At 71.7% G+C, this 21,424-nt stretch carries 21 protein-coding genes and 1 pseudogene; 8 read left to right on the forward strand and 14 right to left on the reverse strand.

What is annotated here, in order from left to right; genetic code table 11:
* Positions 1-679 (forward strand): annotated as a pseudogene (locus D7V80_RS41655) (hypothetical protein); the annotation flags it as partial.
* Positions 680-695: 16 nt separating this feature from the next.
* Here the strand turns inward: D7V80_RS41655 and D7V80_RS03875 are convergent.
* From D7V80_RS03875 to D7V80_RS03885, 3 genes are all read right to left on the reverse strand, one after another.
* Complete coding sequence (locus D7V80_RS03875; RefSeq protein ID WP_120586870.1) at positions 696-1,580, reverse strand: zinc ribbon domain-containing protein; 885 nt, start codon at positions 1,578-1,580, stop codon at positions 696-698.
* A gap of 64 nt (positions 1,581-1,644) precedes the next feature.
* Entirely contained in the window at positions 1,645-3,900 is a 2,256-nt protein-coding gene (locus tag D7V80_RS03880; RefSeq protein WP_120586871.1) for a serine hydrolase domain-containing protein, read from the reverse strand.
* Complete coding sequence (locus D7V80_RS03885; RefSeq protein ID WP_233585116.1) at positions 3,897-5,327, reverse strand: GDSL-type esterase/lipase family protein; 1,431 nt, start codon at positions 5,325-5,327, stop codon at positions 3,897-3,899. Before D7V80_RS03885 ends, D7V80_RS03880 begins: the two co-directional genes overlap by 4 nt.
* A gap of 342 nt (positions 5,328-5,669) precedes the next feature.
* On the opposite strand from D7V80_RS03885, the gene D7V80_RS03890 reads away from it, so the two are divergent.
* Entirely contained in the window at positions 5,670-6,053 is a 384-nt protein-coding gene (locus D7V80_RS03890) for a helix-turn-helix domain-containing protein (RefSeq protein WP_199738362.1), read from the forward strand.
* 77 nt (positions 6,054-6,130) lie between these two features.
* A complete protein-coding gene (locus tag D7V80_RS03895; RefSeq protein WP_120586874.1) occupies positions 6,131-6,496 on the forward strand; it encodes a response regulator in 366 nt (121 codons plus the stop codon).
* 12 nt (positions 6,497-6,508) lie between these two features.
* On the opposite strand, the gene D7V80_RS03900 is transcribed toward D7V80_RS03895, so the two are convergent.
* Both D7V80_RS03900 and D7V80_RS03905 read right to left on the reverse strand, forming a co-directional pair.
* Positions 6,509-7,120 (reverse strand): hypothetical protein, encoded by a 612-nt coding sequence (locus D7V80_RS03900; protein WP_233585117.1) that lies wholly within the window; start codon positions 7,118-7,120, stop codon positions 6,509-6,511.
* A 102-nt stretch (positions 7,121-7,222) separates the two neighbouring features.
* A complete protein-coding gene (locus D7V80_RS03905) occupies positions 7,223-8,779 on the reverse strand; it encodes an ATP-binding protein (protein WP_370452450.1) in 1,557 nt (518 codons plus the stop codon).
* 227 nt (positions 8,780-9,006) lie between these two features.
* Between D7V80_RS03905 and D7V80_RS03910 the strand changes: the two genes are divergently transcribed.
* Entirely contained in the window at positions 9,007-9,393 is a 387-nt protein-coding gene (locus D7V80_RS03910; protein ID WP_120586875.1) for a serine/threonine protein kinase, read from the forward strand.
* Here D7V80_RS03910 and D7V80_RS03915 read toward each other — a convergent pair.
* From D7V80_RS03915 to D7V80_RS41305, 7 genes are all read right to left on the reverse strand, one after another.
* Positions 9,390-10,388: a hypothetical protein gene (locus tag D7V80_RS03915; protein WP_120586876.1), complete on the reverse strand. Its 999-nt coding sequence runs from the start codon at positions 10,386-10,388 to the stop codon at positions 9,390-9,392. The two genes, D7V80_RS03910 and D7V80_RS03915, sit on opposite strands and share 4 nt — an antisense overlap.
* Positions 10,389-10,390: 2 nt before the next feature.
* Positions 10,391-10,795 (reverse strand): hypothetical protein, encoded by a 405-nt coding sequence (locus tag D7V80_RS03920; RefSeq protein ID WP_120586877.1) that lies wholly within the window; start codon positions 10,793-10,795, stop codon positions 10,391-10,393.
* A 12-nt stretch (positions 10,796-10,807) separates the two neighbouring features.
* The gene (locus tag D7V80_RS03925; RefSeq protein WP_120586878.1) at positions 10,808-11,485 is read right to left on the reverse strand and encodes a hypothetical protein; all 678 of its coding nucleotides are present in this window, start codon (positions 11,483-11,485) and stop codon (positions 10,808-10,810) included.
* Complete coding sequence (locus tag D7V80_RS03930) at positions 11,482-12,510, reverse strand: hypothetical protein (RefSeq protein ID WP_120586879.1); 1,029 nt, start codon at positions 12,508-12,510, stop codon at positions 11,482-11,484. Before D7V80_RS03930 ends, D7V80_RS03925 begins: the two co-directional genes overlap by 4 nt.
* Positions 12,511-12,571: 61 nt before the next feature.
* Positions 12,572-13,534: a hypothetical protein gene (locus D7V80_RS03935; RefSeq protein ID WP_147446978.1), complete on the reverse strand. Its 963-nt coding sequence runs from the start codon at positions 13,532-13,534 to the stop codon at positions 12,572-12,574.
* A gap of 32 nt (positions 13,535-13,566) precedes the next feature.
* Positions 13,567-14,523 (reverse strand): hypothetical protein, encoded by a 957-nt coding sequence (locus tag D7V80_RS03940; RefSeq protein ID WP_120586881.1) that lies wholly within the window; start codon positions 14,521-14,523, stop codon positions 13,567-13,569.
* A gap of 70 nt (positions 14,524-14,593) precedes the next feature.
* Positions 14,594-15,094, reverse strand: coding sequence for a hypothetical protein (locus tag D7V80_RS41305; RefSeq protein WP_147446979.1), 501 nt, complete (start codon positions 15,092-15,094; stop codon positions 14,594-14,596).
* A gap of 240 nt (positions 15,095-15,334) precedes the next feature.
* Here D7V80_RS41305 and D7V80_RS03950 point away from each other — a divergent pair, with 240 nt between their 5' ends.
* Complete coding sequence (locus tag D7V80_RS03950) at positions 15,335-16,381, forward strand: pirin family protein (protein ID WP_120586883.1); 1,047 nt, start codon at positions 15,335-15,337, stop codon at positions 16,379-16,381.
* On the opposite strand, the gene D7V80_RS03955 is transcribed toward D7V80_RS03950, so the two are convergent.
* Complete coding sequence (locus D7V80_RS03955) at positions 16,382-17,191, reverse strand: hypothetical protein (RefSeq protein ID WP_233585118.1); 810 nt, start codon at positions 17,189-17,191, stop codon at positions 16,382-16,384.
* A 272-nt stretch (positions 17,192-17,463) separates the two neighbouring features.
* Between D7V80_RS03955 and D7V80_RS03960 the strand changes: the two genes are divergently transcribed.
* From D7V80_RS03960 to D7V80_RS03970, 3 genes are read left to right on the forward strand one after another with little or no spacing between them, the layout of a single operon-like run.
* Positions 17,464-18,129 (forward strand): DUF6310 domain-containing protein, encoded by a 666-nt coding sequence (locus tag D7V80_RS03960; RefSeq protein ID WP_370452451.1) that lies wholly within the window; start codon positions 17,464-17,466, stop codon positions 18,127-18,129.
* 1 nt (position 18,130) lies between these two features.
* Positions 18,131-18,907: a DUF5953 family protein gene (locus D7V80_RS03965; RefSeq protein ID WP_120586886.1), complete on the forward strand. Its 777-nt coding sequence runs from the start codon at positions 18,131-18,133 to the stop codon at positions 18,905-18,907.
* A 9-nt stretch (positions 18,908-18,916) separates the two neighbouring features.
* On the forward strand, positions 18,917-20,140 hold the full coding sequence (locus tag D7V80_RS03970) for a glycosyltransferase family 4 protein (RefSeq protein ID WP_120586887.1): 1,224 nt from the start codon (positions 18,917-18,919) through the stop codon (positions 20,138-20,140).
* Here the strand turns inward: D7V80_RS03970 and D7V80_RS03975 are convergent.
* Positions 20,071-21,264: a glycosyltransferase gene (locus D7V80_RS03975; RefSeq protein WP_120586888.1), complete on the reverse strand. Its 1,194-nt coding sequence runs from the start codon at positions 21,262-21,264 to the stop codon at positions 20,071-20,073. The genes D7V80_RS03970 and D7V80_RS03975 overlap by 70 nt on opposite strands.
* Between the last annotated feature and the right edge of the window lie 160 nt (positions 21,265-21,424).

The raw sequence follows: 21,424 nt of genomic DNA on the forward strand, positions 1-21,424 counted from the left end.
CGATTCGGTGGGGCGGCTGGTGGCGTTGACCGCGTACACGGGCGAGCTGGTGCGGCGCGACGACGTCTTCCTCTTCGAGGGCCGGCGCATCCCCATCCCGGAGCTGGACGAGGGCGCGGGGCTCGCGCACGCGTACCGGCTGGATGCGGGGATGTGGAAGCGCATCGAGACGGTGGCCACGCGCGGTGACTGGGACGCGGTGTTCGCGCTCGCCACCACGGAGATGCTGGTGTCCTCCACGGTGGCCGGGGACCTGGACGCGCTGGTGGCGCAGGGATTGGACGAGGGCAGCCAGGACGCGGTCCGGCTCGACGCGGTGGTGCCGGACCGGGGGCACGCCGTGTTCGGCGGCTGGGCGCGCGTGGAGTCGCGCGGCGGTCCGCTGTTCGCGTGGCAGACCGCGGGCGAGCAGACCGCGCTGATGATGCCGGTGCGCTGGGAGGCGGAGGACGGCCACCTGCGCGAGCCCGAGGGACTCGCCCTGCCCGCCCAAAGCCCCGTGCGGGCGATGGCGCGCGGGGACCTGCTGATGCTCGCGGGCGAGACGCAGGCGCGCGTCTACGACCTGGGCTCGCGGCGCCTGGCGGCGTCCTTCGACGGCTTCCGGAGCGCGCGCTTCTGGCCGGAGCCGTCGTCGCTGGTGCCGCACGGGGCCACGGTGGCGACCGGGCAGCGCTAGTCGCGCGAGACGTGCCTCAGACCTGGCCCGTGCTCTTGAGGGCCGCGAACACGATGGCGCCGTAGACGCCGCCGCAGAGGCAGCAGGAGAGCACGGGCGCCAGGAACGCGCCCGCGATCGCCGTGCCCCAGCTGGTGCGGTGCAGCGTGCGGTAGGTGAAGGCGCGCAGGCCCACGGCCCAGAAGGGCGCGGCGTACACGGCGACGAAGGGAATCACGCCGACGATGTAGGGCGCCTGAGAGAGGGCGTGCGCGCGCATGGTCACGGAGAAGCGGTGCTCCACGCCGCCCATGCGGAGGATGAGGTGGTCCAGGCCCGCGTTCACCAGGGTCATGCCGGTGCTGACGATGGGCATGAGCACCGTCCAGGCCGCCATGCCGATGGTCATCCACAGCTTCACGTCCTTTGGATCCGCGCCGCTCGTCTCCGTCTCGGGGACGAGCCCCATGATGACGCCGATGATCGCGGTGTAGACGAGGCCTGTCGTCAGGAAGCCGGCGATCGCCGACAGCATCACGAAGCCCATGGAGCTGCTCACGGGTGCGTCGGGGTTGACGCCCCGGAGGGTCTCCGTGGGCCGCATCAACATGCCGTAGCACGTCCGCCAGAACGCCTTGAGCGTCCCCAGCTCCGCGCGCTGGTCCCAGGGCAGCTGGCCCAGGGGTTCACGTTCGAGGCAGGTGGCGCAGACGGTGCCCTCGGGGCCCTGGCGCAGGCAGCGGGCGCAGGCGAACGCGCCACAGCGCGGGCAGGTGGCCACGCCGCGCCACTCGGGGTGCACGGCGCAGACGGGCTCGGCGCCGCCGGGAGCCGGGGCCACCAGCAGCGAGGCCCCGCACCGCGCGCACGTCTCCGCGCCGGGGGTGAAGGGGGCCTGACAGGAAGGACAGGAAGGCGTCATCGCCGCGCATCCTCGCACGGCTCGGGAGCCGTGCCTTCCCGGAACGCCCGATTCACCTCGGGCGCTACGGCTCCGGCGAGGACTCCGGATCCACCGGCACCGTGGGGGACGTGTTCCCGGCCTTGTCCTGCGCTGGCGCGCTCCCCGCCGGGGCCACGACGCCCGGCGCCTTCGGAGCCCGGGCCTCCTGCGCGGCCCGGACCTGACGGGCTCGCTTCGCCTGGGCCAGCGCCGCCTTCGCCGCGCCCGCGTCGCCCAGGGCCCGCTCGCGCTTCGCCAGCGCGTCCCACAACTCAGGCGCGTCTGGATGCAGCATCACCGCCGCTCGCAACAGGCCCCGCGCCACCTTCGGCGAACGCGTGTCCAGCAGCCGCTTCAGGAAACCCGTGGGCGACAACACCAGCGAGCCCTCCGGCGTCTCGAACGCCTCACGCACGTGGGGAATCGCCTCCGGCTCCCGGTCCGCCTCCAGCAACCCCACCGCCTGCGCCAGGTGCGCGTCCATCGACTCCGGATGCAGCTCCGTCGCGCGCTCCAGCCAGCGCATCCGATCCACCGGCTTCCGCTTCGCGCGGTCCGCCAGCGTCAGCAGCTCGTCCGTGTAGTCCGGCCGCACGGCGGGAGCGCGCACCGCCGCCTCCTTCAGCGACGGCCACAGCCGCTCCGGATCCTTCGCCGCCTCCAGGCGCGTGCGCTTCAGCGCCGGCACCTCCGCGCGCTTCCACCCCGCGACGAAGCGCGCCACGTCGCTCCGAACGGACGGGCTGAAGCGCTCCGTCTCCGGACACTTCAGCGTCTCGCACGCCGCCAGGTAGTCCGCGAAGAAGCCCGCCGCGCCCTGCGTCCGGTACGCGCGCAGCCGCTCCGCGCCCATCGCCTTCTCCACCGTGGCCGCCATGTGCGCGCCCACGCGGATGAAGAGCGACTCGGCGCGCGGCTCGTGCGCGCCGCGGATCCGCTCCATCGCGCCCCGGCCGTCCCGGGCAATCGCCGCCCGCTCGAAGAGCAAGGACACCTTCGCGAACGCCCCCGCCAGGTCCGTCTCCCGCGGCAGCGTGCCCGGACCGCGCGTGGCCCAGTCGTGGTAGGCGAGCCCGTAGCTCGCCAGCCGCCCCATGCCCTCGTAGACGACCGCGTCCACGGGGTCCGTGAAGTGGCCGCCCCGGGCCGGCGCGCCCTCGTCCAGCACCGTCTCCATCAACCGGATGGACAGCCGGCGCAGCCGCTTCGCCTCGTCCTCCACGTTGGTGGCGAGCGCGATGGCCGTGTCCTCCGCCGGCAGCAGCACCAGCAGCGTCGTCGTCTCCGGCTGGCCGCCCGCGTGCGCCACGATGTAGTGGCCCCGCAGCGGATAGGTCGCGAAGCCCATGCCGTAGTCGGTGATGTGCCCGTCGCGCGTCACCATCGACGCCTGCATGCGGCCCATCGTCTCGCGCGTCACCAGCTTGTGGTCCAGCACCGCGCGCGCGAAGCCCAGCAGGTCCTCCACCGTCGCGCGCGTGCCGCCGCCCGCGAAGCGGCTGGTGACGTCCAGGAAGCGCGAGGGCTTCAGCGTGGCGCCCGACACGCGGTAGCCCACCGCCTGCTGCGCGTCGCGCGTGCTGAGCTCATCCACGTCCGCGTGGCTCATGTTCGCGGGGCCGAAGACGTGGTCGCGCAGGTACTCGCGATAGGGCTGGCCGGAGGCCGTCTCCACCGCCGCGCCCAGCAGGTTGAAGCCCCACGTCGTGTACAGGTAGCGCGTGCCCGGCTCCGACACGAGCGGCCGGTCCGCGAACAGGCCGATGGCCTCCTTCGTCGTCACCGGCTTCGTGTTGTTGCCGGCGCTCGGGCTGTCGTAGGTGGGCACCCCGCCCAGGTGGCCCAACAGCTGCCGCACCGACACCGGCCACTGCTTCACCGGGTACTCGGGCACCAGCGTGTGGATGTCCGCGTCCAGGTCCAGCTTGCCCGCCTGCGCCAGCTGCATCACGGCCACCGCCGTGAAGGACTTGGTGATGGACGCCATGCGGTACGTGGTGCGCACCGTGGCCGGCAGCTTCTTCGCCACGTCGCGGTAGCCGTAGCCGTTCATCCACCGCTGGCCGCCCCGCATCACGCCCACGGACAGGCCCGCGGTGGGGCCCTGCTTCAGGTCCGCGCGCACCAGCGCGTCCAGCGCGCGTTGCACCTCCGGCGGGAACCCGGAGGCCTTCGCGTCCGGCTCCGGCGCGACCTTCGCGCTGGACTCCGGCGGAGACGCGGGCTTCTCGGCGGGCGTCTGCGCGAACGCGGGCCCTGCCTGCACCAACAACCACAGCGCGACGAAGAGCCGCTTCATGGCACCGCCTCCGCGGTCTGGCCGCTCGCACCGGTGTCCACTGCCGCTTCACGCGAGGTCGTGAGCGCCGGTGCCGGCACCGCGCCCTCGTTCACCCAGCCCGCGAGCAGCGCGTCCGAGACCAATTGCCCCAGCAGGTCCAATCCATGGCCGCGCGGATGCACCAGGTCCTCGTGCATGAACCCCGCCTGGTTGAAGCGCGCGAGTGAACCCGCGCCGCCCATCGCCGCGTAGAGGTCGAAGAAGCCGCAGCCCTCGGCGAGCGCCACCTCGCGCTCGGCCTGGATGGCGGCCTCCAGGAACGGCCGCTGCGTCAGGGGCTTGCCCTTCGCGTGCCCGTCCTGCACCGCGTCCATGGGGCCCACCACCATGCACGCGCTGCCGGGCGCGGCGGCGCGGGCGCGGCGCAGGAGCGCGCCCAGGTCCTGGCGCACGGTGGGCAGGTCCGTGCGCTTCCACTCCAGGCGCTTGGACTCATTGCCGCCCAGGAAGAAGAGCAGCAGCTTCGGATCGCGCTGCTGAAGCTGCGCCTTCAGCGCGTCCTCCTCCAGCCGGCCATACAGCGTGGCATCCGCGGACGGCACGCCGAGCATGTCCAGCACGATGCCGGGTTCGTCCTTCTGGAGCACCACGCCCTGCACGATGGCGCCCTTGCCCTCCGCGGTGATGTCCAGCCACTTCGCGCCCGCGGGCAGGTCGAAGGACGTGGTGCGGCTGGCCCCGTCCTCCCGCGGCTCCGTGCGCGCCAGCACCGTGCCGTCCACGGACACGACGAGGCGGCCCGCGCCCTTCACGTCCTTCCACCACAGCGTCCCGCGCGGCTCGCCCTCCAGCTTGAAGCGGCCCCGGGCCCGGTTCTCGGTGGCCAGGTGGTACACGCCGGTGATGCCGAACGGGTGCGGCGGCGCCTTCAGCTCGCCCAGCGTGCGCGGCTGCCAGCCGTTGCTCACGGCGGCCGTGCGCCCCCGTCCGCCGTAGGGGGCCATGCGGTCCACCAAAAGGACGCCCCGGCCCGCGCCACCGAAGCCCGCGGCCAGCTCCTCGCGGACCACGTCCACGATGCGGTCCCCCGCGATGAGCGAGTTGCCGAACGCGGCGATGACGGTGGGCGTCGTCCCCGGCGCCTGCACGAGCCCGTCCAGCGCGGTGAAGAACGGCGTCAGCGCGGACCGCGCGCAGCCGGCGTCACCCGTCTCCAGACAGGGGTCCTCCACCGCGCCGCCCGGAGCCTTCAACCGCGTGGCCAGCGCATGCAGCCGTCCGGCACGCTCGGTGGTGGGCGGCAGCGCACGGAACGCGGAGCGCGCCAACGGACGCGCCTTGCCTGACGTCTGCGCGGGCAGGCTCGCGGAAGCGGGCACCACCTGGGGCGAACCCGCGGACTCAGCACCCGTGGAAGGTTGCGCCTCCACGGATGCGGGCGGCACGGAGTCCGTCGCGAGAGTCGTCTTCAGGGGAAAACGGTGAGGGGGTGTGCGGGACTCGCACCCGGGGAGCAGGACCCCTGCCAGGAGAGCGAGCAACCCCGCCCGCCGGAGCCCGCGCGAGACATCGAGAACCGTCATGGGGTCCGCGAGCGTAGACGAAAGCCCGGGGACACGCATGTTCTGGACCCCACGCTCGGCCGCCTCGCGAGCCGCCCCGTCGTGGCATCCCGGACATTGAATCCGTCCTGGACCGCACGTCCAGGCCGGCCAGCCCCGGGGAAGAGCAGGTTTCCCGTACCCCAGTGCAAATGCAGGGTCTGGCCGCGAACAGGGTCCCTTCACATGGCGCGACGCGGCCCCAAATTATCCGCCGCGATGATGGCGAAGAACCGGCTCACAACGTGGACGAAGCTCCACCGGCGATTTGGCGAGCACGTGCGCAGCATGCGCAACAGCCGCTCGCTCACGCAGGAAGCGCTCGCCGAACGCAGTGACCTGTCGGTGGACGCCATCCGCCGCATCGAGCGCGGTGCCTTCTCTCCGTCGCTCGACACGCTGGGCAAGCTGTCCGTGGGGCTGGACGTGTCCCTCAAGACGCTCTTCCACTCCTTCGACCTGGAGCGCACCGACGGCGTGGCGGAGATCTGCGACTTCCTCGCGTGCCGCTCCGGCTCCGAGCTGAAGCTCGCCTGGCGCGTGCTCCAGGCCATGTTCGACGAGCGCTGAAGCGCGCCCCGCTACCGGTCGCACCCGGCAGATGTTCCCTGTCACTCCCGGCGTGCTTGCCCTATGCGTCGGGGCACATGAGCCGCGCGCCCCCCACCCTCCTCCTCGTCGAGGACGACAGCGACCTGCGCGACGCGCTCGTGGAGATCCTCGTCGCGGAAGGGCACACCGTCGCCGCCGCGGAGAGCGGTGACGAGGCGCTCGCGTGGCTGGAAGCGCACCCGTGCCCCGCGCTGCTGCTCGTGGACATGTGGACGCCGCGCAAGGACAGCTGGCGGCTGCTGGACGCCCTGCGCCGCGAGCCCCGCTTCGCGGACCTGCCCGTCATGGCCATCAGCTCCGGCGAGGAGCGCCACCCCGCCATCCGCGAGGTGCTCTCCAAGCCCTTCGACCGCGAGGCCCTGCTCGCCGGGGTGCGCCGCTTCGTGCACCCGCTGCACTGAAGAGCAAGCCCGTCAGCCGCCCGTCGTCCGCTGCCCCAGCTTGCCCACCACGACCGGGTCCAGGCGGAACGAGTCGAAGAAGCGGTCCGCGTCCTGCGGCGCGCGCCCCTCCGGGTGCAGCAGCAGCTGCTGGTACAGGCGCGGGCCCACCATGAAGAAGCGGCCCCGGAGGCGGCGCGGACCGGACAGTCCCCCCACCTCCTGGCCGGGGAAGCCGCCCTCCAGCTCCAGCGTCTTCGCGGTGATGGCCGTCGCGCCCAGGGCCTCCAGCGCCCCCTGGCTGGCGCGGTCCACCACGTCGCGCGGGCGCACCTGCGCCACCGCCGCGAGCGGGAAGTCCGTATAGGAGACGTAGTAGGCGGTGTCCTCCTGCGTGCGCGCGGCGATGAACGTGTGCAGCGTCACCTCGCCCACGTCCGTGGGCTGCACGCGGCGCTCCTCGGTGACGGGGCCGGGGAACGTCACGCTGAAGCCCCCCTCCTGGGACTGGACGACGGAGGACGGCGCCTCCCGCACGGGCTGGGCGGGGGACACGGGGGGCTCGGTCTGCGTGCGCCCCGCGCACCCTCCCAGCACCAGCAGGGCGGCGGCCAGCGGCACGGCCCGGTGAGAACGCTTCATCATCCAGACGGCTCCTGACATGAGGCCGCAAGGTACGCCCTGCCCCGCCCGCGCGCATCCCTCCGCTTCATCCGGGCCCGTTTCAGGCAACGGTTGCCCCGGCCTTCAGTGCACAGCGCCGGAGCCGGCTCCGGAGCCTTCTGGGGCGGGCTCCGCCTCGGCGGAGGGCACGGGCGTCCTGGGCGAACCCGCGGACACCCGGGCCAGGTGGACGCGGAACACGGAGCCCTGGCCGGGCTGGCTCTCCACCTCGATGCGCCCGCCGTGCGCCTCGATGATCCGCCGCGACACCGACAGCCCCAGCCCCACGCCCGGGGCGCGCTGCTTCGCGTTGCCCGCGCGCTGGAACGGGACGAAGAGCCCCTGGAGATCCTCCTGCGACATGCCGATGCCCTGGTCCGCCACGGCCAGCACCACGTGCTCGCCGTCGCCGCGCACGGACACCTCCACGCGGCTGCCGGAAGGGGAATACTTGAGCGCGTTGCTCACCAGGTTGTTCAGCACCTGCTCCAACCGGGAGGGGTCCGCGCGCACCAGCACCGCGGTGTCCGGCACCACCAGCTCCAGCATGTGCCCGGAGTCGCTGGACTGGTACAGCTCCACCACGGAGCGCGCCAGCTCGCGCGTGTCGCGCACCTCCGGCTGGAGCTCCAGCTTACCGGCCTCGATGCGGGTCGCGTCCAGCAGGTCCCCCACCATCTGGTCCAGGCGCGCCACCTGCCTGCGCACCAGCGACAGCGTGCGCTGCATCCGCTCCGGGGTGACCTCTCCGCGGCCCGTCAGCGCCGTGGACAGTTTCAGCGCGGACAGGGGGTTGCGCAGGTCGTGCGCCACGCCCGCCAGGAACGCCAGCTGCTGCTCCTGCTGGTGGGTCAGGCTGTCCGCCATCTCGTTGAAGGTGCGGGCCATGTCGCGGATCTCCAGCGGGCCCTCCTCGGGCGCGCGCAGGTGCCGCCCGCCCCGGCCGAAGCCGGCCATCGCGCTGCGCAGCGCCGTCACCGGGCGCAGCGCGAAGCGCCGCAGCCAGAAGACCACCAGGCCCAGCGTCGTCAGGAGCAGCACGCCCAACAGCAGCCCCAGCAGGTCGGCCATCTCGCTCCAGTTCGTCGCGTTCTGCCGGGCCTCCTGCGCTTGGTCCACGTTGATTTGGATGAGGCGCTCCAGCGAGCTCAGCGCCGCGTTCAGCGAGGTCATCGCCGACGCCTCGTGCTGGGCCGGGGACACCCCGGGACCGACCGGCGCATGCTGCGCGGCCAGGTAGGCGAAGACCTGCTGCTGCACCTCCGCCACGGTCTGGCGCTCCTCCAGGGTGGACGCGATGGCGTGCATCTCCAGCAGCTGGCGGCGCAGGTCGGCCTCAAGCTGGGGCGGCGAGCGCCCGCGCGACGGGTCCGCCACCAGGGGAGCACCCGGCGCCATCAGCAGCCGCGAGTGGACGAGCAGGTCCACCTCCAGCTCCTCGGCCTGCCGGACGCCTTCCACGGATTCACTCAGCGTGGAAGCCATGCGCTCCAGGGCGGTCGTCAGCACCACGAGCAGGGAGGCGGACACCACGGTGAGCAGGACCAACCCACCCACCACGGTGGAAAAGAAGGCGCGCAGGCTCATCGCCGCCTCCTCGCGAGCCTTCGGCCAGCGTCCCGCTTCGTCATGGTTGCCCATCCTCCCTCCGGGCCACGCCAACCCAGGTGGTTGCTGCCCTCTTCCCAAGGAAAGCAACAAGCGTCCGATATCGTGGATTCGCGCCTGGATGCTGGCAGGCCAACTCCTGGCGCGGCCCCTCAAAAGGAGCCGGCCTCCCGAGGCCCGGCCATGTTAGTCAGCACGGACACGCGGCCCGATGCGTCCCCCGGCGTTCGGGCGCCCGCTCTCCTCGATGAGGTCACCCGATGGATCTGCTCGCACCACCGGCCCGCACCCTGAACTTCGATGCCTTCTGGCGCTGGCTCCAGGAGCACACCAACTGCATCCTGCGGTGTGGCTCTCCCGACATGACGCTGTTCGACCATGACGACTTCCACTGGATGCTGATGGAAGAGGAGCGCCAGCACGTCCTCCAGCTCATCAAGGGCAAGTCCCTGGTGGGCGAGATGGTGATGGTGGGCCGCGAGGTCACCGAGGTTTCCATCTCCCCGGATCCGGACGCGGATCCGCAGGCGGGCCACTTCCTGGTGGAGCTGATGGGCGGCCCCAAGGAAGACCCCCAGGTGATGTACCACTTCGTCATGGCCCACGGCATCGAGCCGGTCGCCGGCCACCAGGGCTTCAAGCACTAGCGCGCGACGCGCTCGATGGCCTCCACCGCCGCGTGGACGCCGTTGAGCCAGGCTGGGGGGCGCGCGTCGTACCCTCCCGGCGTCAGGAGCAGGGACGCGACCTTCGCCTCCAGCTCCCCCGCGTCCCCCACCCGCTCCGTCTCCGTCAACCGCAGGGCCTGCCGGTCGTAGAGCCGGGGCCTGGCCCAGGCCACCAGCGGCGTCCCGGTGGCCCGGGCCTCCTGCACGGTGTTGTAGCCGCCCGCCCCCACCAGCACGTCCACGCCCCGCATCACCTGGAGCGCCGGCCAGACCGTCATCCCGGAGGCGTGGGGCGTGGGGACGAGCCACAACACCGCGGCATGTCCGGCCAGCGACGTCCGCAGCCGGCTCACGGTTTCTCCGGCCTCCGCCACCTCCTCCGGGCGGCCGCAGCCCATCACCGCGACCACGGGCCGCGAGTCCCCGTCATCCAGGCCCAGCCGCCGCCGGGCCTCCTCGCGGGACAGCAGCGCGTCCGCGTCCAGCAGCAGCCACGGCGCCGTCCGCACCGCGCGCGGGTGGTGCGCGAAGGGTGCCTCCTCACCGGGCACGACGAGCAGGTCGAACGCGTCCACGGCGCGGGCCACGTCGAAGCGCTCCACGTAGACGGGGTTCAGGTCGCGGTGCACCAGCACGCGCGGCGCGCGCACCGTGGGTAGCAGCGCCACCAGCTCTCCGGCGAGTCCTCGCGGAAACGTATCCACCACCAGCACGTCCGGCGTGGACTCCGCGAGCCACGCGCCCACCGCGGCCACGGTGGCGGCCTTGTCCAGCCGCGCGTCCACGCGGTGCACGGTGGCGCCGGGGCCCAGCCACGACTCCAGGGGCAGGCCGGGGGCGAACGGGCTGTTGGTGAGGAGGTCCACCGCATGGCCCCGGGTCACGGCCACGCGGGCCAGGGCCGCGGCGCGCGTCAGGTGCCCCAGGCCTCCGCCGAGCGCATAGAGGCGCCAGTGCTGACGTCGCGCGGCCACGCTCAGCTACCGCCCAGGTCCTCCTCGAAGGAGGCGTCGTCCTCGCGCCGCACGCTCTCGCCGTCGGCCTCGGTGAAGTCGTTGGGGTCGCTGCCCGAGGACGAGGACGAGGACCCGGAGCCTCGCCACGCGTCGCGGCCGTAGTAGCCGTAGTCCTCGTAGTAGTAGCTGGGGTCGTCCTCGTCGGAGGTGTTGGACAGCTCGCGGTTCTCGTCGCCGTTGTCAGCGGTGCGCGCGCACATCACGCAGGCCACCTCCCCACCGTCGAGCGTGCGCATGTGCAGCAGGCAGATGGGCTTCTGACAGCGCATGCACTGCGTGGTCGCCCCCCGCTCACACGGATGGGAGAAGAGGAAGCCGGAGGTCTCCTGACACTGCGGCATGTCTGACGGGAAGGAAGGGGACATGGCGTGGAAGGCTCAGGGCGACGCGGCGCCCGCGGGGGTCTGGAGGCGGAAGAGCAGGGCCATGCGCAGGGGCAGGTCCAGCGAGTCGAAGCCGAGGCACGCCGCGGCCTCCGGTGACACCGGCTGCTTGGTGGCGAGCACCGTCTTGCCGGACGGGTCGCGCAGGGACAGCTTGCCGTCGCGCACCTTCACGTGGATCGCCTCCGCGCCAGAAGCGCCCTTCACGGACGCGCCGCCACCTTCGGACGCCACGGTGTAGAGCAGCATGCCCTGGTCATCCGTGAGCACCCACCCGGAGCCCTCGCGCGTCAGCGTGTAGCGCAGCGCCGAGCGCGCGGCGTCCTTCACCTGGAACGTGTCCGGGCCGCCCGTGACATAGGCCAGCACCGTTTCGTCCGGACCGGACACCTTGAGCTCGCCGCCCTTCCACTTGTAGCGGGCGACCTCCTTGTCCTCGCCGTCGACGAGCTTCGCGCCGTCGTCCTTGGGCTTGAGCGAGAAGCGCTCGCGGTCGTCGCCATCCTTGAACTTGAGCTTGGCGCCCGCGTCTTTCGGCTCGGCGGCGGAAGCGGCGGCATTGGCGGGAATCGCCTGGGTGGGCTGCGCGCTGGAGGCGGGGGCACCGCCCTGCTGGCACGCCGAAACCCCGAGCACTCCCAGGCCCACGAGGAACAGGACACGAAGCTTCACGACGCGGACCTCACGTTCCCGGGCAGGCCCTGGGAGCTGGAGTGGTTGAGCACCTGGTAGAGACTCAAGAACATCATCGTCACGGCGCGCGACGCATCCGTCTTGTGGGCGTTCAGCGACGGGGGCCTGCCTGGGAGGACCTCGGACGGCTCCGCCGCATTGGGGCCCCGGGCCACCCAGCCCTCCTCCAGCAGGACGCGCAGCTCCACCCGGTCCTCGGCCACGCGCACCCGCTTCACCCGGGCACCGGGGGGCAGCTTCACGGCGTCCCGCGCGCGCTCCTCCAGGGCCGTGAGCCCGGGGTGGCGCCCCGGATTCACGCGCAGCGCGACGGTCATCAGGCTGGCCCCGCTCCGCTTGTTCTGGTGCCTCACCTTGCCCGGCAGCGTCTTCGTGCGCCGGAGCACCCGCACCTGATCCACCACGGACAGGTGCAGCTGCGTGCCGTCCGCGAAGCGGCCCTGCAACGACAGCCACGGGTCGGCGAAGTCCTCGCGGTCCCACGTGCCGTGCTTGCCCTGGTGGACGCGCTTGCCGGGAGCCAGCGGGGTCGACACGTCCAGCGTCACCTCCACGGGCGCGTCCTGGACCAGGTCCACCTGGAAGCGCCGGAGCACCGTGGCCAGCAGCAGGCGCCGCTGCTCCTTGTACGACTCCCCGAACCGCTCCTCCCGCATCGAGGACATCGACATCTCCATCGATGCCACCTGCCCATGGACCACGGACACGATGAGCACGATGACGCCGCCCAACAGCGTCAAGAAGCACAGGAAGCCCAGCAGGGCGGACACCCCCTCCTGGCCCGAGGGCATGAGACGGAGCGCGACGAAGAGCACCCCGGAAGCGAGGAGCAGCCCCATGCCGGCACGCCTGCCCTTGCGCGCACGGAGGCTGGCGGGCTCGGGCCGCGGCTCCGGGGCGCGCTCGGGCGGGGCCAGGGCCCGCAGGTCCTCCAGCACCTCCGCCACGGTCGCACGCGCCTGGTAGCGCTGGGTCTTCTGGAAGGCTTCGGGTTCGAGCGGCACGGGGAGGAAGACCTTGTTCAGCGGGAGCCGCGAGCGAGCGTAGGAGGCGCCTCCAGACAGGTCAAACCGTCTGGGAGCGGCCCCTTGCCGGGGCCTTCCGGTGCGTGGCGCCCAGCACCTGGTAGAGGCTCAAGAGCATCATCGTCACGACGCGTGAAGCGTCATGCGGTGGGAGGACGGTGGGCTCGCTGGGAGAAGCTGGCTTCGGCCTCCGCGCCACCCAGTCCCGCCCATCCTTCCCCAGCAGGGCGCGCACCGACACGCGGTCCCGTGCCACGTCCAGCCGCGACAGCACGACCTCCGGGGGCAGCCGCACGGCCTTCTTCGCGTTCGCGCGCTGATCCGCCAGCCCGGGGAAGCGCTCCGGCTTCACGCGCAGCCCCACCTGGAGCAGCGTCTTGCCCTTGCGCTTGGTCTTCGTCTTCGTCTTGCCGCTGCTGCCCCGGCCGGTGCGCCTGCGCTTCTGCAGGTGCTCCACGACGGACAGGTGCAGGTGCGTGCCGTCCGCGAAGCGCCCGTGCAGGGACAGCCACGGGTCCGCGAAGTCCTCGCTGTCCCACCGGCCCCGCTTGCGCTTGCCCACGGCCTTGCGCTCCTCATCCACCGGCGCCAGGTCCAGCTTCACGTCCACGGGCGCGTTCGCGTCCAGGTCCACCTGGAAGCGATTCAGCACCGCGGCCACCAGCCCATAGCGCCGGTTGTCCAGGTCCGTGCGGCCCGCGCGGGAGCGGAGGACGAAGAGCGCGATGCCCGTCGCGAAGCTCGCCACGGCCACCACCAGCGGCATCCCCCCCCACGTGTCCTGCTGCGCGAACGAGAGCTGTCCCACCACGGCGGAGAGGAGGCCGCAGCCGGCGACGCTGAAGACCATCAGGCTCCAGGCGGCGATCCACAGCGCGCGCCGCTTGCGTTCCGCCCGGGCGTCCAGCTCCGCCAGGAGCTTCAGGTCCGCCAGCACCTCCGCCACCGGAGCGCGGGTTTCGTAGACGTACGTCTTCTGGAATTCGGAGAGGTCGAGCGACACGGCCGTGAGCGTAGGGAGCCGCTCCCGGGCGGTCAAACCGACCTGCGGCGTCCGCGCGCCGCCTGTAGCTTCGCGCGCCGCCGGGTGTAGCCCAGCACCTGGTAGAGGCTCAGGAGCATCATCGTCGCGGTGCGGGATGCGTCGTCCCGGGTCTCCGGTTCACGCTCCGCCCGAGCCACCCACTCGTCGGACAGCCGGGCGCGCAGCAGCAGCCGGCCCGGGGCGACGCGCACCCGCTCCAATTCGACCTTGCGGGGCAGGCGCGTGGCGGCTGTGGCGCGCACCTTGAGCCGCTCCAGGCCCGGGTAGCGCTTCGGCTTCACGCGCACGGACACGCTCAACTGGGCGAAGCCCTTGCGCTTGGTCTTCGTCCGCGTCTTGCCGCTGGCGCTCGTCTTGGAGCGCTCGCGCTTCTGGACCCGCTCCACCATGCGGATCTGCACGAAGGCGCCGTCCGCCAGGCGGGTCTCCAGCATGAACCACGGGTCGACGAAGAAGTCCGTGTTCCACCAGCCTACCAGGGCCTGCCTCACGCGCTTGTCGAGCACGTCCGGCGGGCGCAGGTCCAGCTTGAGCCGCACCGGCGCGTCCGGGGCCAGGTCCATCTCCAGGCGCCGGAGCAGCGCCTGGGCCAGGCCGTAGCGCCGGTTGTCCAGGTCGCGCGGCTTGAGGGTGTAACGCCACAGGAAGAGCAGGAGCCCCACGACGAGCAGCGCCCCGCCCACCACGCCCGTGACCGTGAGGAGCTGGGCGCCCGCCTCGGTGATTTCATCCCGCTCCACGGTGCCCGCCCACACGCCGTAGGACAGGACGACCATCACCGCGCCCGGAATCACGGTGCACCACCCGGACCACTCCAGCGCGCGCCGCTGCCCTTCCGCGCGGGCGTCCAGCTGGGACAGGACCTCCATGTCCTTGAGCAGGTCCGGCACCGGCGCGCGGGACTGGTAGCGGAAGAATTCGTGGAAGCGGCTGACGTTGACCGCCAAGGCGGTGGACTCCCTGCGATGCCCGGCGGGCGGACCTGCGCGGAAGCGTAGGGGTCCGCGCGAAGGCCGGTCAAACGCCGCCGCGCCGCCGCTTCGGGCTCCGCTTCGCCTTCCGGTCGCGCTTCGGCTTGGGGACGACCTTCGGCGGTGGCGGCGGCTGCCGGGCGACGTGGAGCAGCTGATAGAGGCTCAGCAGCATCTGCTGTCCATGAACAACACGTCGCGGTGCGTGGTCCGCAGGTGCCCGGGCGCCGTCGGCGGTCCGGAGAGAACCAGGGCTTCCACTTCTCATGGAGCAGCTCGGGCAGGGACAGTCGGTAGAACAGCAGGACCACCGCCAGCCCGAGCGCCAGGAGTCCAGCCGGGAGGGCCGCCTCGCCATCGGGGACGAGGGCCCGGCCACGGCGCACAGGGCCATGCCTCCCAGCACGGCGAAGGTCACCTTCCGGCGCTTCCACCGGGCCTCGGCCCATGCCCGGCGGATGGCGTCCAGGGCGCGCAGCACCTCGTCCACGGGCGCGCGCAGCTCCAGGGTGTTCCACTCCGGGTCTGTCTTGCCGACAGGTGCCACGCGTCCCCTCTTCACATGCCCGGCACCCGGGCGGGGCCATGCCAGCCGAAGGGCCCGGATGTCCCGCGGCGGGCAGCGAGCGAAGCAGGCTGTTAGGTAGGATGGGCGGCGCCGACGGCATCGGGCGCGAGGTGGACCTTGGACGAAGTGAGCCGGAGAGCGGCGCTGAAACTCATCGCGGCGGCGGGCATCTCCACCGTGGGGTGTTCACGCGGTTCGGGAAAGGCAGAGGAGTCGAAGATGAGTCAGCAGCAGGCACAGCAACCGGAAGCCGTGGTCCGCGTGGATCCGCTCGGGCCGTCCCCCACCCCGTGGCGGACGCCGGATCCGTTCCTCTTCTGCGTGCACCATGACGACCGCTACCCCCAGGGCAACGAGAAGCTGGGGCCGAACGCGTCGCTCGCGGGCCGGGACATCGGCCAGGACTTCGCGGGGCGGGACGGCTGGAACATGTACCACGGCACCGTGGTGCCGGGCTTCCCGCAGCACCCGCACCGGGGCTTCGAGACGGTGACCATCGTGCGCAACGGGCTGTTGGACCACTCGGACTCGCTGGGCGCGGCGGCGCGCTTCGGCGAGGGCGACGTGCAGTGGCTCACCGCGGGCGGCGGCATCAACCACTCGGAGATGTTCCCGCTGCTCAAGCAGGACCAGGGCAACCACATCGAGCTGTTTCAAATCTGGCTCAACCTGCCGCGCGCCAACAAGATGGTGCCCGCGCACTTCTCCATGCTGTGGAACCACGTCATCCCGCGCCACGTGGCGAAGGACGACGCGGGCCGCGCCACGAACGTCACCGTGGTGGCGGGCAACCTGGGTGACCTCCAGGCGCCGCCGTCGCCGCCCAAGTCGTGGGCCGCGAACGCGGACGCGGACGTGGCCATCTGGACGCTGAAGATGGAGCCGGGAGCGCGCTGGACGCTGCCGGCGGCGAAGCGCGGCACGAACCGGATGCTCTACTTCTTCCTGGGCTCGAAGATGAGCGTGGGAGGCCGGGCGGTGCCGGCGCGCAACGCCATCGAGCTGCGCGCGGACGTGGACGTGGTGCTGGAGAACGGCCCGGAGACGGCGGAGCTGCTGCTGCTCCAGGGGCGGCCCATTGGCGAGCCGGTCGTGCAGTACGGCCCGTTCGTGATGAATTCGCGGCAGGAGATCCAGCAGGCCTTCGCGGACTACCAGCGCACGGGCTTCGGCGGCTGGCCCTGGCCCAGCCACGACCCGGTGCACGCGCGCGAGGAAGGCCGCTTCGCGCGGCACGCGGACGGCCACATCGAAAAGCCGGCCTGATCAGGGCTTCTTCGCGTCGGCGCCCTCCCACTCGAAGTTCACGGTGGGCGCCTTGGCGCTCCTGGCGTCCTTCATGAGGAAGCCCTCCTGGCGCGTGTTCGCGCGCTCCAGGGCGGGCTTCAGGGTCGCGGGGATGGGCAACAGCATGCCCACCACGAACATGTTTCCGCGGCAGGCTTCGTTGTCGTAGCCAAACGCGATGCGCACGGCGACCTTGTCGCCTTCGACGTGGTGGAAGGCGACGGAGCGCTTCACGTTGTCGAGGCCGTACTGGAAGCCCACGCAGTCCTCGCCGGGCTCCAGGCTCTCCAGCAAGGCCGCCACGGTCTTCGCGCTCGCGAAGGCCTTCGCGTCGCCGACGTGCTTCTTCACGAAGCCGTCCGCCTTGAGGGCCTGGAGGACGTCCTTCTCCGGGAACACGTCCAGCAGGTTGAAGGCGCCCCGGTCCTTCGTCACGTCCCAGGTGACGTAGCCGGAATGCGCGTACGGGTGGGCGCCGCCGGTGTAGCCGGAGCTGGACTCCTCGTAGCTCGCCCAGGGCCCCACGACCGACAGCACCTTGAAGGACTGGTTGGCCTCCCAGTCGGACATGTCCCGGGTCTCCTCCGGGTCGGGCTTCAGGTCCTCCAGGAAGCCCTTCTTGCGGGACAGGAGGCCGAAGACCTCCTTGCCGCCGCGCAGGGCGCGCAGGTCCTTGGACGACATCTCGAACGAGACATCGGAGCCGGTCACCTTCCACGTCAGGGACTGGGCCTTGGGAGCGGGCGCGGCCGTGAACAGCGCCACCATCACCACGGAACTCATGAACATGCGCGCCATGCTATGGCAGCCGGGGCATGCGTTTCCGCACCTGCGTCGCACTGATGCTCTTCCTCGTCACGGCCTGCGCGACGACACAGCCGCCCGAGTCCCGGAGCCCGAGGCGTGCAAACCTTCAGCGCGCGGCGGAGCTTCCCTGGAGAGACGACGGCCGGTGTGTGGTGCGGGAGGCGTCCCGGCCCTGGACCGAAGTGGTGGAGCAGTGCTTTCCCGCGCTGGACACGCGGCGAGTCCGCTTTCGGGACGTCGAGCAGCGATGTCCCGTGGCCACGGCGGACGCGGCGAGTCTGCAAATGGTGGTGGGCGTCTGCCTGCTGACGCAGCCGGAGCTCGTGGTGGGCGCCGTGGTCGTCATCGGAGTGGTGGTGGTGGCGGTCGCCATCAAGGAGGAGTTGGAGGCGTATGAGCTGCGGCATGCGTCTCCGGATGAAGATGCGCCCCGGACGCGCCCCCTCACACGGCAACCCGTGGCGGAGCACAGCCCCAAGCCCGAGGGGAGTGCCTCCGGACGGGACTGGTTTCCTCCGCCAGGGCCTCCCAGCTCGGCGGATCCGCAAGGGCGCGGCCCGCAGTGCATCCCCAAGCGGGTTCCGCCCAAAGGGGGGAACAGTTTGCACAACACGTGCGCCGACAACATTCCGCGCAACGCCTTCCGAGGCGCCAACGTGCTGGTCAACGGCAAAGCCTTCGACGCGCTACAACCTGCGACGCGCACGCGCTGGGAGATCAAGACCGACAACTTCGATGCGTACTCGGAGGCACTGCAGGAAATCGTTCTCAGGAAGCAGGCGGCGGAGCTGACACGGGAGCGCGACATCGCGCAGGCCTGCGGATACAGCTTCGCGGTGGGAGTCCGAAGCGCCGCGCACATGGAAGCCTTGCGCAGTGAGGTTGATGGCCTCACCGTTGTTGTCATGGACTGGTGCTGAGATGGCAACTCCACCGCGTTTTCTGCTCATCGCCCATGCGCCCGCGCTCGTGGCGGATGACGACCGACCCATCAGGACAGCTCGTGCCATGGAGCAGGCCTTTCCAGGACTGAGCCTCTCGTGGTCGATCTCCGACGAAGGCCGGTTCATCCCGCTGGCGCAGCGGGATGCATGGATCGCCCAAGAACAGCCAACTCGCGGAATGCCCCTCCTCTGCAACGGGGATGAACAACATCTCGTGACGCTGACGGGATGGGAGAGCCCCGCGGGCGTCTCCGCTGGCCGGCAGGCTCAATTCCAGGTTCATGCGAAATGGCGCAGGGAGCCCAGCGGCATCACCGTGGCTACGGCAGTGCTCGCAGCGGTGGCGGAAGCCGCACACGCCTTCTGGGGCCATGTGACCCCCAGCGGCACGGCATCGGACATCGCGTTGCAGACAAGCCCCACGGTGGGAGGACCGCCCAAACCTCCCAGGGGCCTGCCCGCGCTCAAGCTCCCAGAGGCACTTCGTGCGCCCGAGGTGCCGCATCGCCTCGGATGGCTCAACTACTGGTCCGCGGCCTCTGCGCGGCTCCTCGGGTTCCCGGATGCAACACGTGACGCGGAGCTGCTGACCCGTTCCCAGCGCACGACCTCCGGAGGCTGGATCGTCCAGCTCACGGACGCACCTCTGGACCTGGACGACCCCACGCACCTCGACGCCTTGCTGCGCGCCTACGCGCGCTTCCCTGGAATCGGCGGGCGGGCCCCGTTTGCCGCCGGCACGCCGTCGCGGTAGCACTCTTCCGTGGGCACCTCCGGAATCGTCTACGCGTCCTTCGACCGCTTCCCCGCGCCCAAGGGCGCCGCCGTGCACATCCGCGCCTTCGTGGAGGCCCTGGGCGCCGCGTTCGGCCCGGTGGACCTCGTGGCCATTGGCGATGCGCCCGGCGCTCCCCCGCCTGCCCTGGGGCCCCACGTCACCTACCACCCGCTGGGTGCCCGCGGAAAAGACCTGGTCGCCCAGGCGCTGACGTTCCGCTCGCACCTGGGTGCCTGGTGGCGGGGCCGGCCGCGCGCGAAGGTCGTCCACGTTCGCTCCATCTTCGAGGGCTACCCCATCGCCCGGCGCAAGGCCGCCCTCACCGACGCGCTCGTCTACGAGGTCAACGGCCTGCCCTCCATCGAGCTCAAGTACCACCACCCCGACGTCTCCGATGACGCGGAGCTGATGCGCAAGCTGCTCGCGCAAGAAGAGGCCTGCCTCCAGGCCGCGGACCTCCTCGTCACGCCCAGCGCCGTCACCGCCGAGCACCTGATGTCCCGCGGCGCGGATCCGAAGCGCCTGCGCGTCATCCCCAATGGCGTGGACCTGGACGTGTTCCGCTACGCCCCTCCACGCCCCCCCGAAGCCGGCCGCCCGCTGCGCCTGCTCTACAGCGGCACCATGACCGCGTGGCAGGGCGTGCACCACGCCATCGAGGCCTGCCGCCTCCTGCGCCGCGACCTGCCCGTGACCCTCACCCTCGTGGGCCCCCTGCGCAAGCACGCGCGCCGCGCCCTCCTGGACCGCTGCGGCGACCTCGTGCTCCAGGGCGCCGTTGAAATCCTCGAACCCCTGCCCCAGGAAGAGCTCGCCCGGCTGCACCACGCCTGCGACGTCGTGCTCGTGCCGCTGCCCGTGAACGACCGCAACTGCGTGCAGGGCTGCTGCCCCCTGAAGCTCCTCGAAGCCATGGCCACCGGCACGCCCGTCGTCGTCAGCGACCTGCCCGTGGTGCGCGCGCTCGCGGAAGCCACCGAGGCCTACCGCATCCGCCCCGGCTCGCCCAAGGCCATCGCCGAGGCCGTGAAGGACCTCATCGCGAACCCCGCCCTCGGCGCCTCACTGAGCGCCAACGCCCGCACCCGCGTGGAGCGCGAGTTCCCGTGGGGCCGCGCGCAGGAGGCGCTCGTGAACACCTACGCGGACGACCTGGGCATCGCGCGCATCAGCACGCGCGACAACACCGCCGCCTCCGCGTCCGCCTGAAAGCCCGCCTCGATTCGCGCCCGCGCCGCCGCCCCCAGCGCCGCGCGCTTCGCCTCGGGCAGGCCCAGCACGTCCAGGCACGCCTGCCCCAGGTGGTTGAGCAGCGCCTTCTCCACGATGAAGCCATTCACCCCGGACTCCACCGCCTCCGGGATGCCGCCCGCGTCGCTGGCGATGACCGGCCGCGCGCACGCCATCGCCTCCAAGAGCGCATTGGGCATGCCCTCCCACAAGGACGGCTGGAGATACACATCACACAGCCGCAGGTGCTCCGCGATGAGCTCCGGGGACTCCAGCGCGCCGGAGATGAGGATGCGCGCCGCGTCCTCTGGATGCTCCGCCCGGTAGGCCACCAGGTGCTCCGCGTCCCGGGCGCGCACCTCGCCAATCACCAGCAGGCACGCGGGCCGCACGCGCCGCACCTCCGTGAGCGCGGACAAGAGGAACGGCAGCCCCTTCTTGTGGCGCAGCTCTCCAGAGAAGCCGAGCACCGCCTCGCCCGGCTGGATGCCCAACCGCTCACGCAGCGCCGCGTCCGCCGGGCCCGGTGAGAACAGCGCCGTGTCCACCGCGTTGGGGATGACCTCCACGCCCGGGTCGCGGCCCAGCAGCATCGCCATCTTCCGGCCCAGGTCCGCGGACGCCGCGGTGAGCACGTCCGCCCGCTGGATCGTCCAGAGCAGGCGGGCGAAGTCCCCCGGCGGGAACATCAGCTGATCCACGTCATTGCCCCGCGCGCTGAGGATGGACCTGAGCCCCGCGCTCTGCGCGAACACCACCGCGAGGAAGCCCGGCGGGTACAGGTAGTGCCCCCACACCAGGTCGTACTTCCGCCGCGAGTGCAGGTGACCGAGCACATCGAGCGTGTGCTGCATGGACAGGTCCGCGCTGCCGAACAACCCCAGCCGGTGCAGCGTGACGCCCTTCGCGAACGGCGACACGTCCCCCGCGTCCTGCACCGTCTCCAGTGCTCCGGGTTGCGCCGTGCGGGTCCAGGCGACCACGTCCACGCGTGCGCCCAGCCGCACGAGCGAGCCCGCGGTGCGCGCGCCGCTGCGCGCGAGCCCCCCGATGTCAGGGGGAAAGCGCTCGGCGAGGAGGAGGACGCGGGGACCGGAAGCCATGCCCTGAATCTACCCGGCCGCGCGCGCCGGCAGGCGGGGAACCGCGAGGGATGAAAGCCAGAAGGCGTCCCGTTGCAACGCGCAATCCATGACGCAACCCCCGCCTGAAACCTTCGCCCAGGACGCCGCCCCCTCTAGCACTGGAGCCAGGGGCCTCCTT

The organism is Corallococcus sp. CA054B (genome assembly GCF_003611625.1).
GTDB classification, from domain to species: domain Bacteria; phylum Myxococcota; class Myxococcia; order Myxococcales; family Myxococcaceae; genus Corallococcus; species Corallococcus coralloides.

What these genes read in the sequence shown, in the direction of transcription:
- D7V80_RS03880 (WP_120586871.1), bottom strand. Translation starts at nt 3,900, where the DNA reads ATGAAGCGGCTCTTCGTCGCGCTGTGGTTGTTGGTGCAGGCAGGGCCC.
- D7V80_RS03890 (WP_199738362.1), top strand. Translation starts at nt 5,670, where the DNA reads ATGGCGCGACGCGGCCCCAAATTATCCGCCGCGATGATGGCGAAGAAC.
- D7V80_RS03910 (WP_120586875.1), top strand. Translation starts at nt 9,007, where the DNA reads ATGGATCTGCTCGCACCACCGGCCCGCACCCTGAACTTCGATGCCTTC.
- D7V80_RS03875 (WP_120586870.1), bottom strand. Translation starts at nt 1,580, where the DNA reads ATGACGCCTTCCTGTCCTTCCTGTCAGGCCCCCTTCACCCCCGGCGCG.
- D7V80_RS03905 (WP_370452450.1), bottom strand. Translation starts at nt 8,779, where the DNA reads ATGGGCAACCATGACGAAGCGGGACGCTGGCCGAAGGCTCGCGAGGAG.
- D7V80_RS03920 (WP_120586877.1), bottom strand. Translation starts at nt 10,795, where the DNA reads ATGTCCCCTTCCTTCCCGTCAGACATGCCGCAGTGTCAGGAGACCTCC.
- D7V80_RS03965 (WP_120586886.1), top strand. Translation starts at nt 18,131, where the DNA reads ATGGCAACTCCACCGCGTTTTCTGCTCATCGCCCATGCGCCCGCGCTC.
- D7V80_RS03900 (WP_233585117.1), bottom strand. Translation starts at nt 7,120, where the DNA reads ATGATGAAGCGTTCTCACCGGGCCGTGCCGCTGGCCGCCGCCCTGCTG.
- D7V80_RS03955 (WP_233585118.1), bottom strand. Translation starts at nt 17,191, where the DNA reads ATGTTCATGAGTTCCGTGGTGATGGTGGCGCTGTTCACGGCCGCGCCC.
- D7V80_RS03895 (WP_120586874.1), top strand. Translation starts at nt 6,131, where the DNA reads ATGAGCCGCGCGCCCCCCACCCTCCTCCTCGTCGAGGACGACAGCGAC.
- D7V80_RS03950 (WP_120586883.1), top strand. Translation starts at nt 15,335, where the DNA reads ATGAGTCAGCAGCAGGCACAGCAACCGGAAGCCGTGGTCCGCGTGGAT.
- D7V80_RS03975 (WP_120586888.1), bottom strand. Translation starts at nt 21,264, where the DNA reads ATGGCTTCCGGTCCCCGCGTCCTCCTCCTCGCCGAGCGCTTTCCCCCT.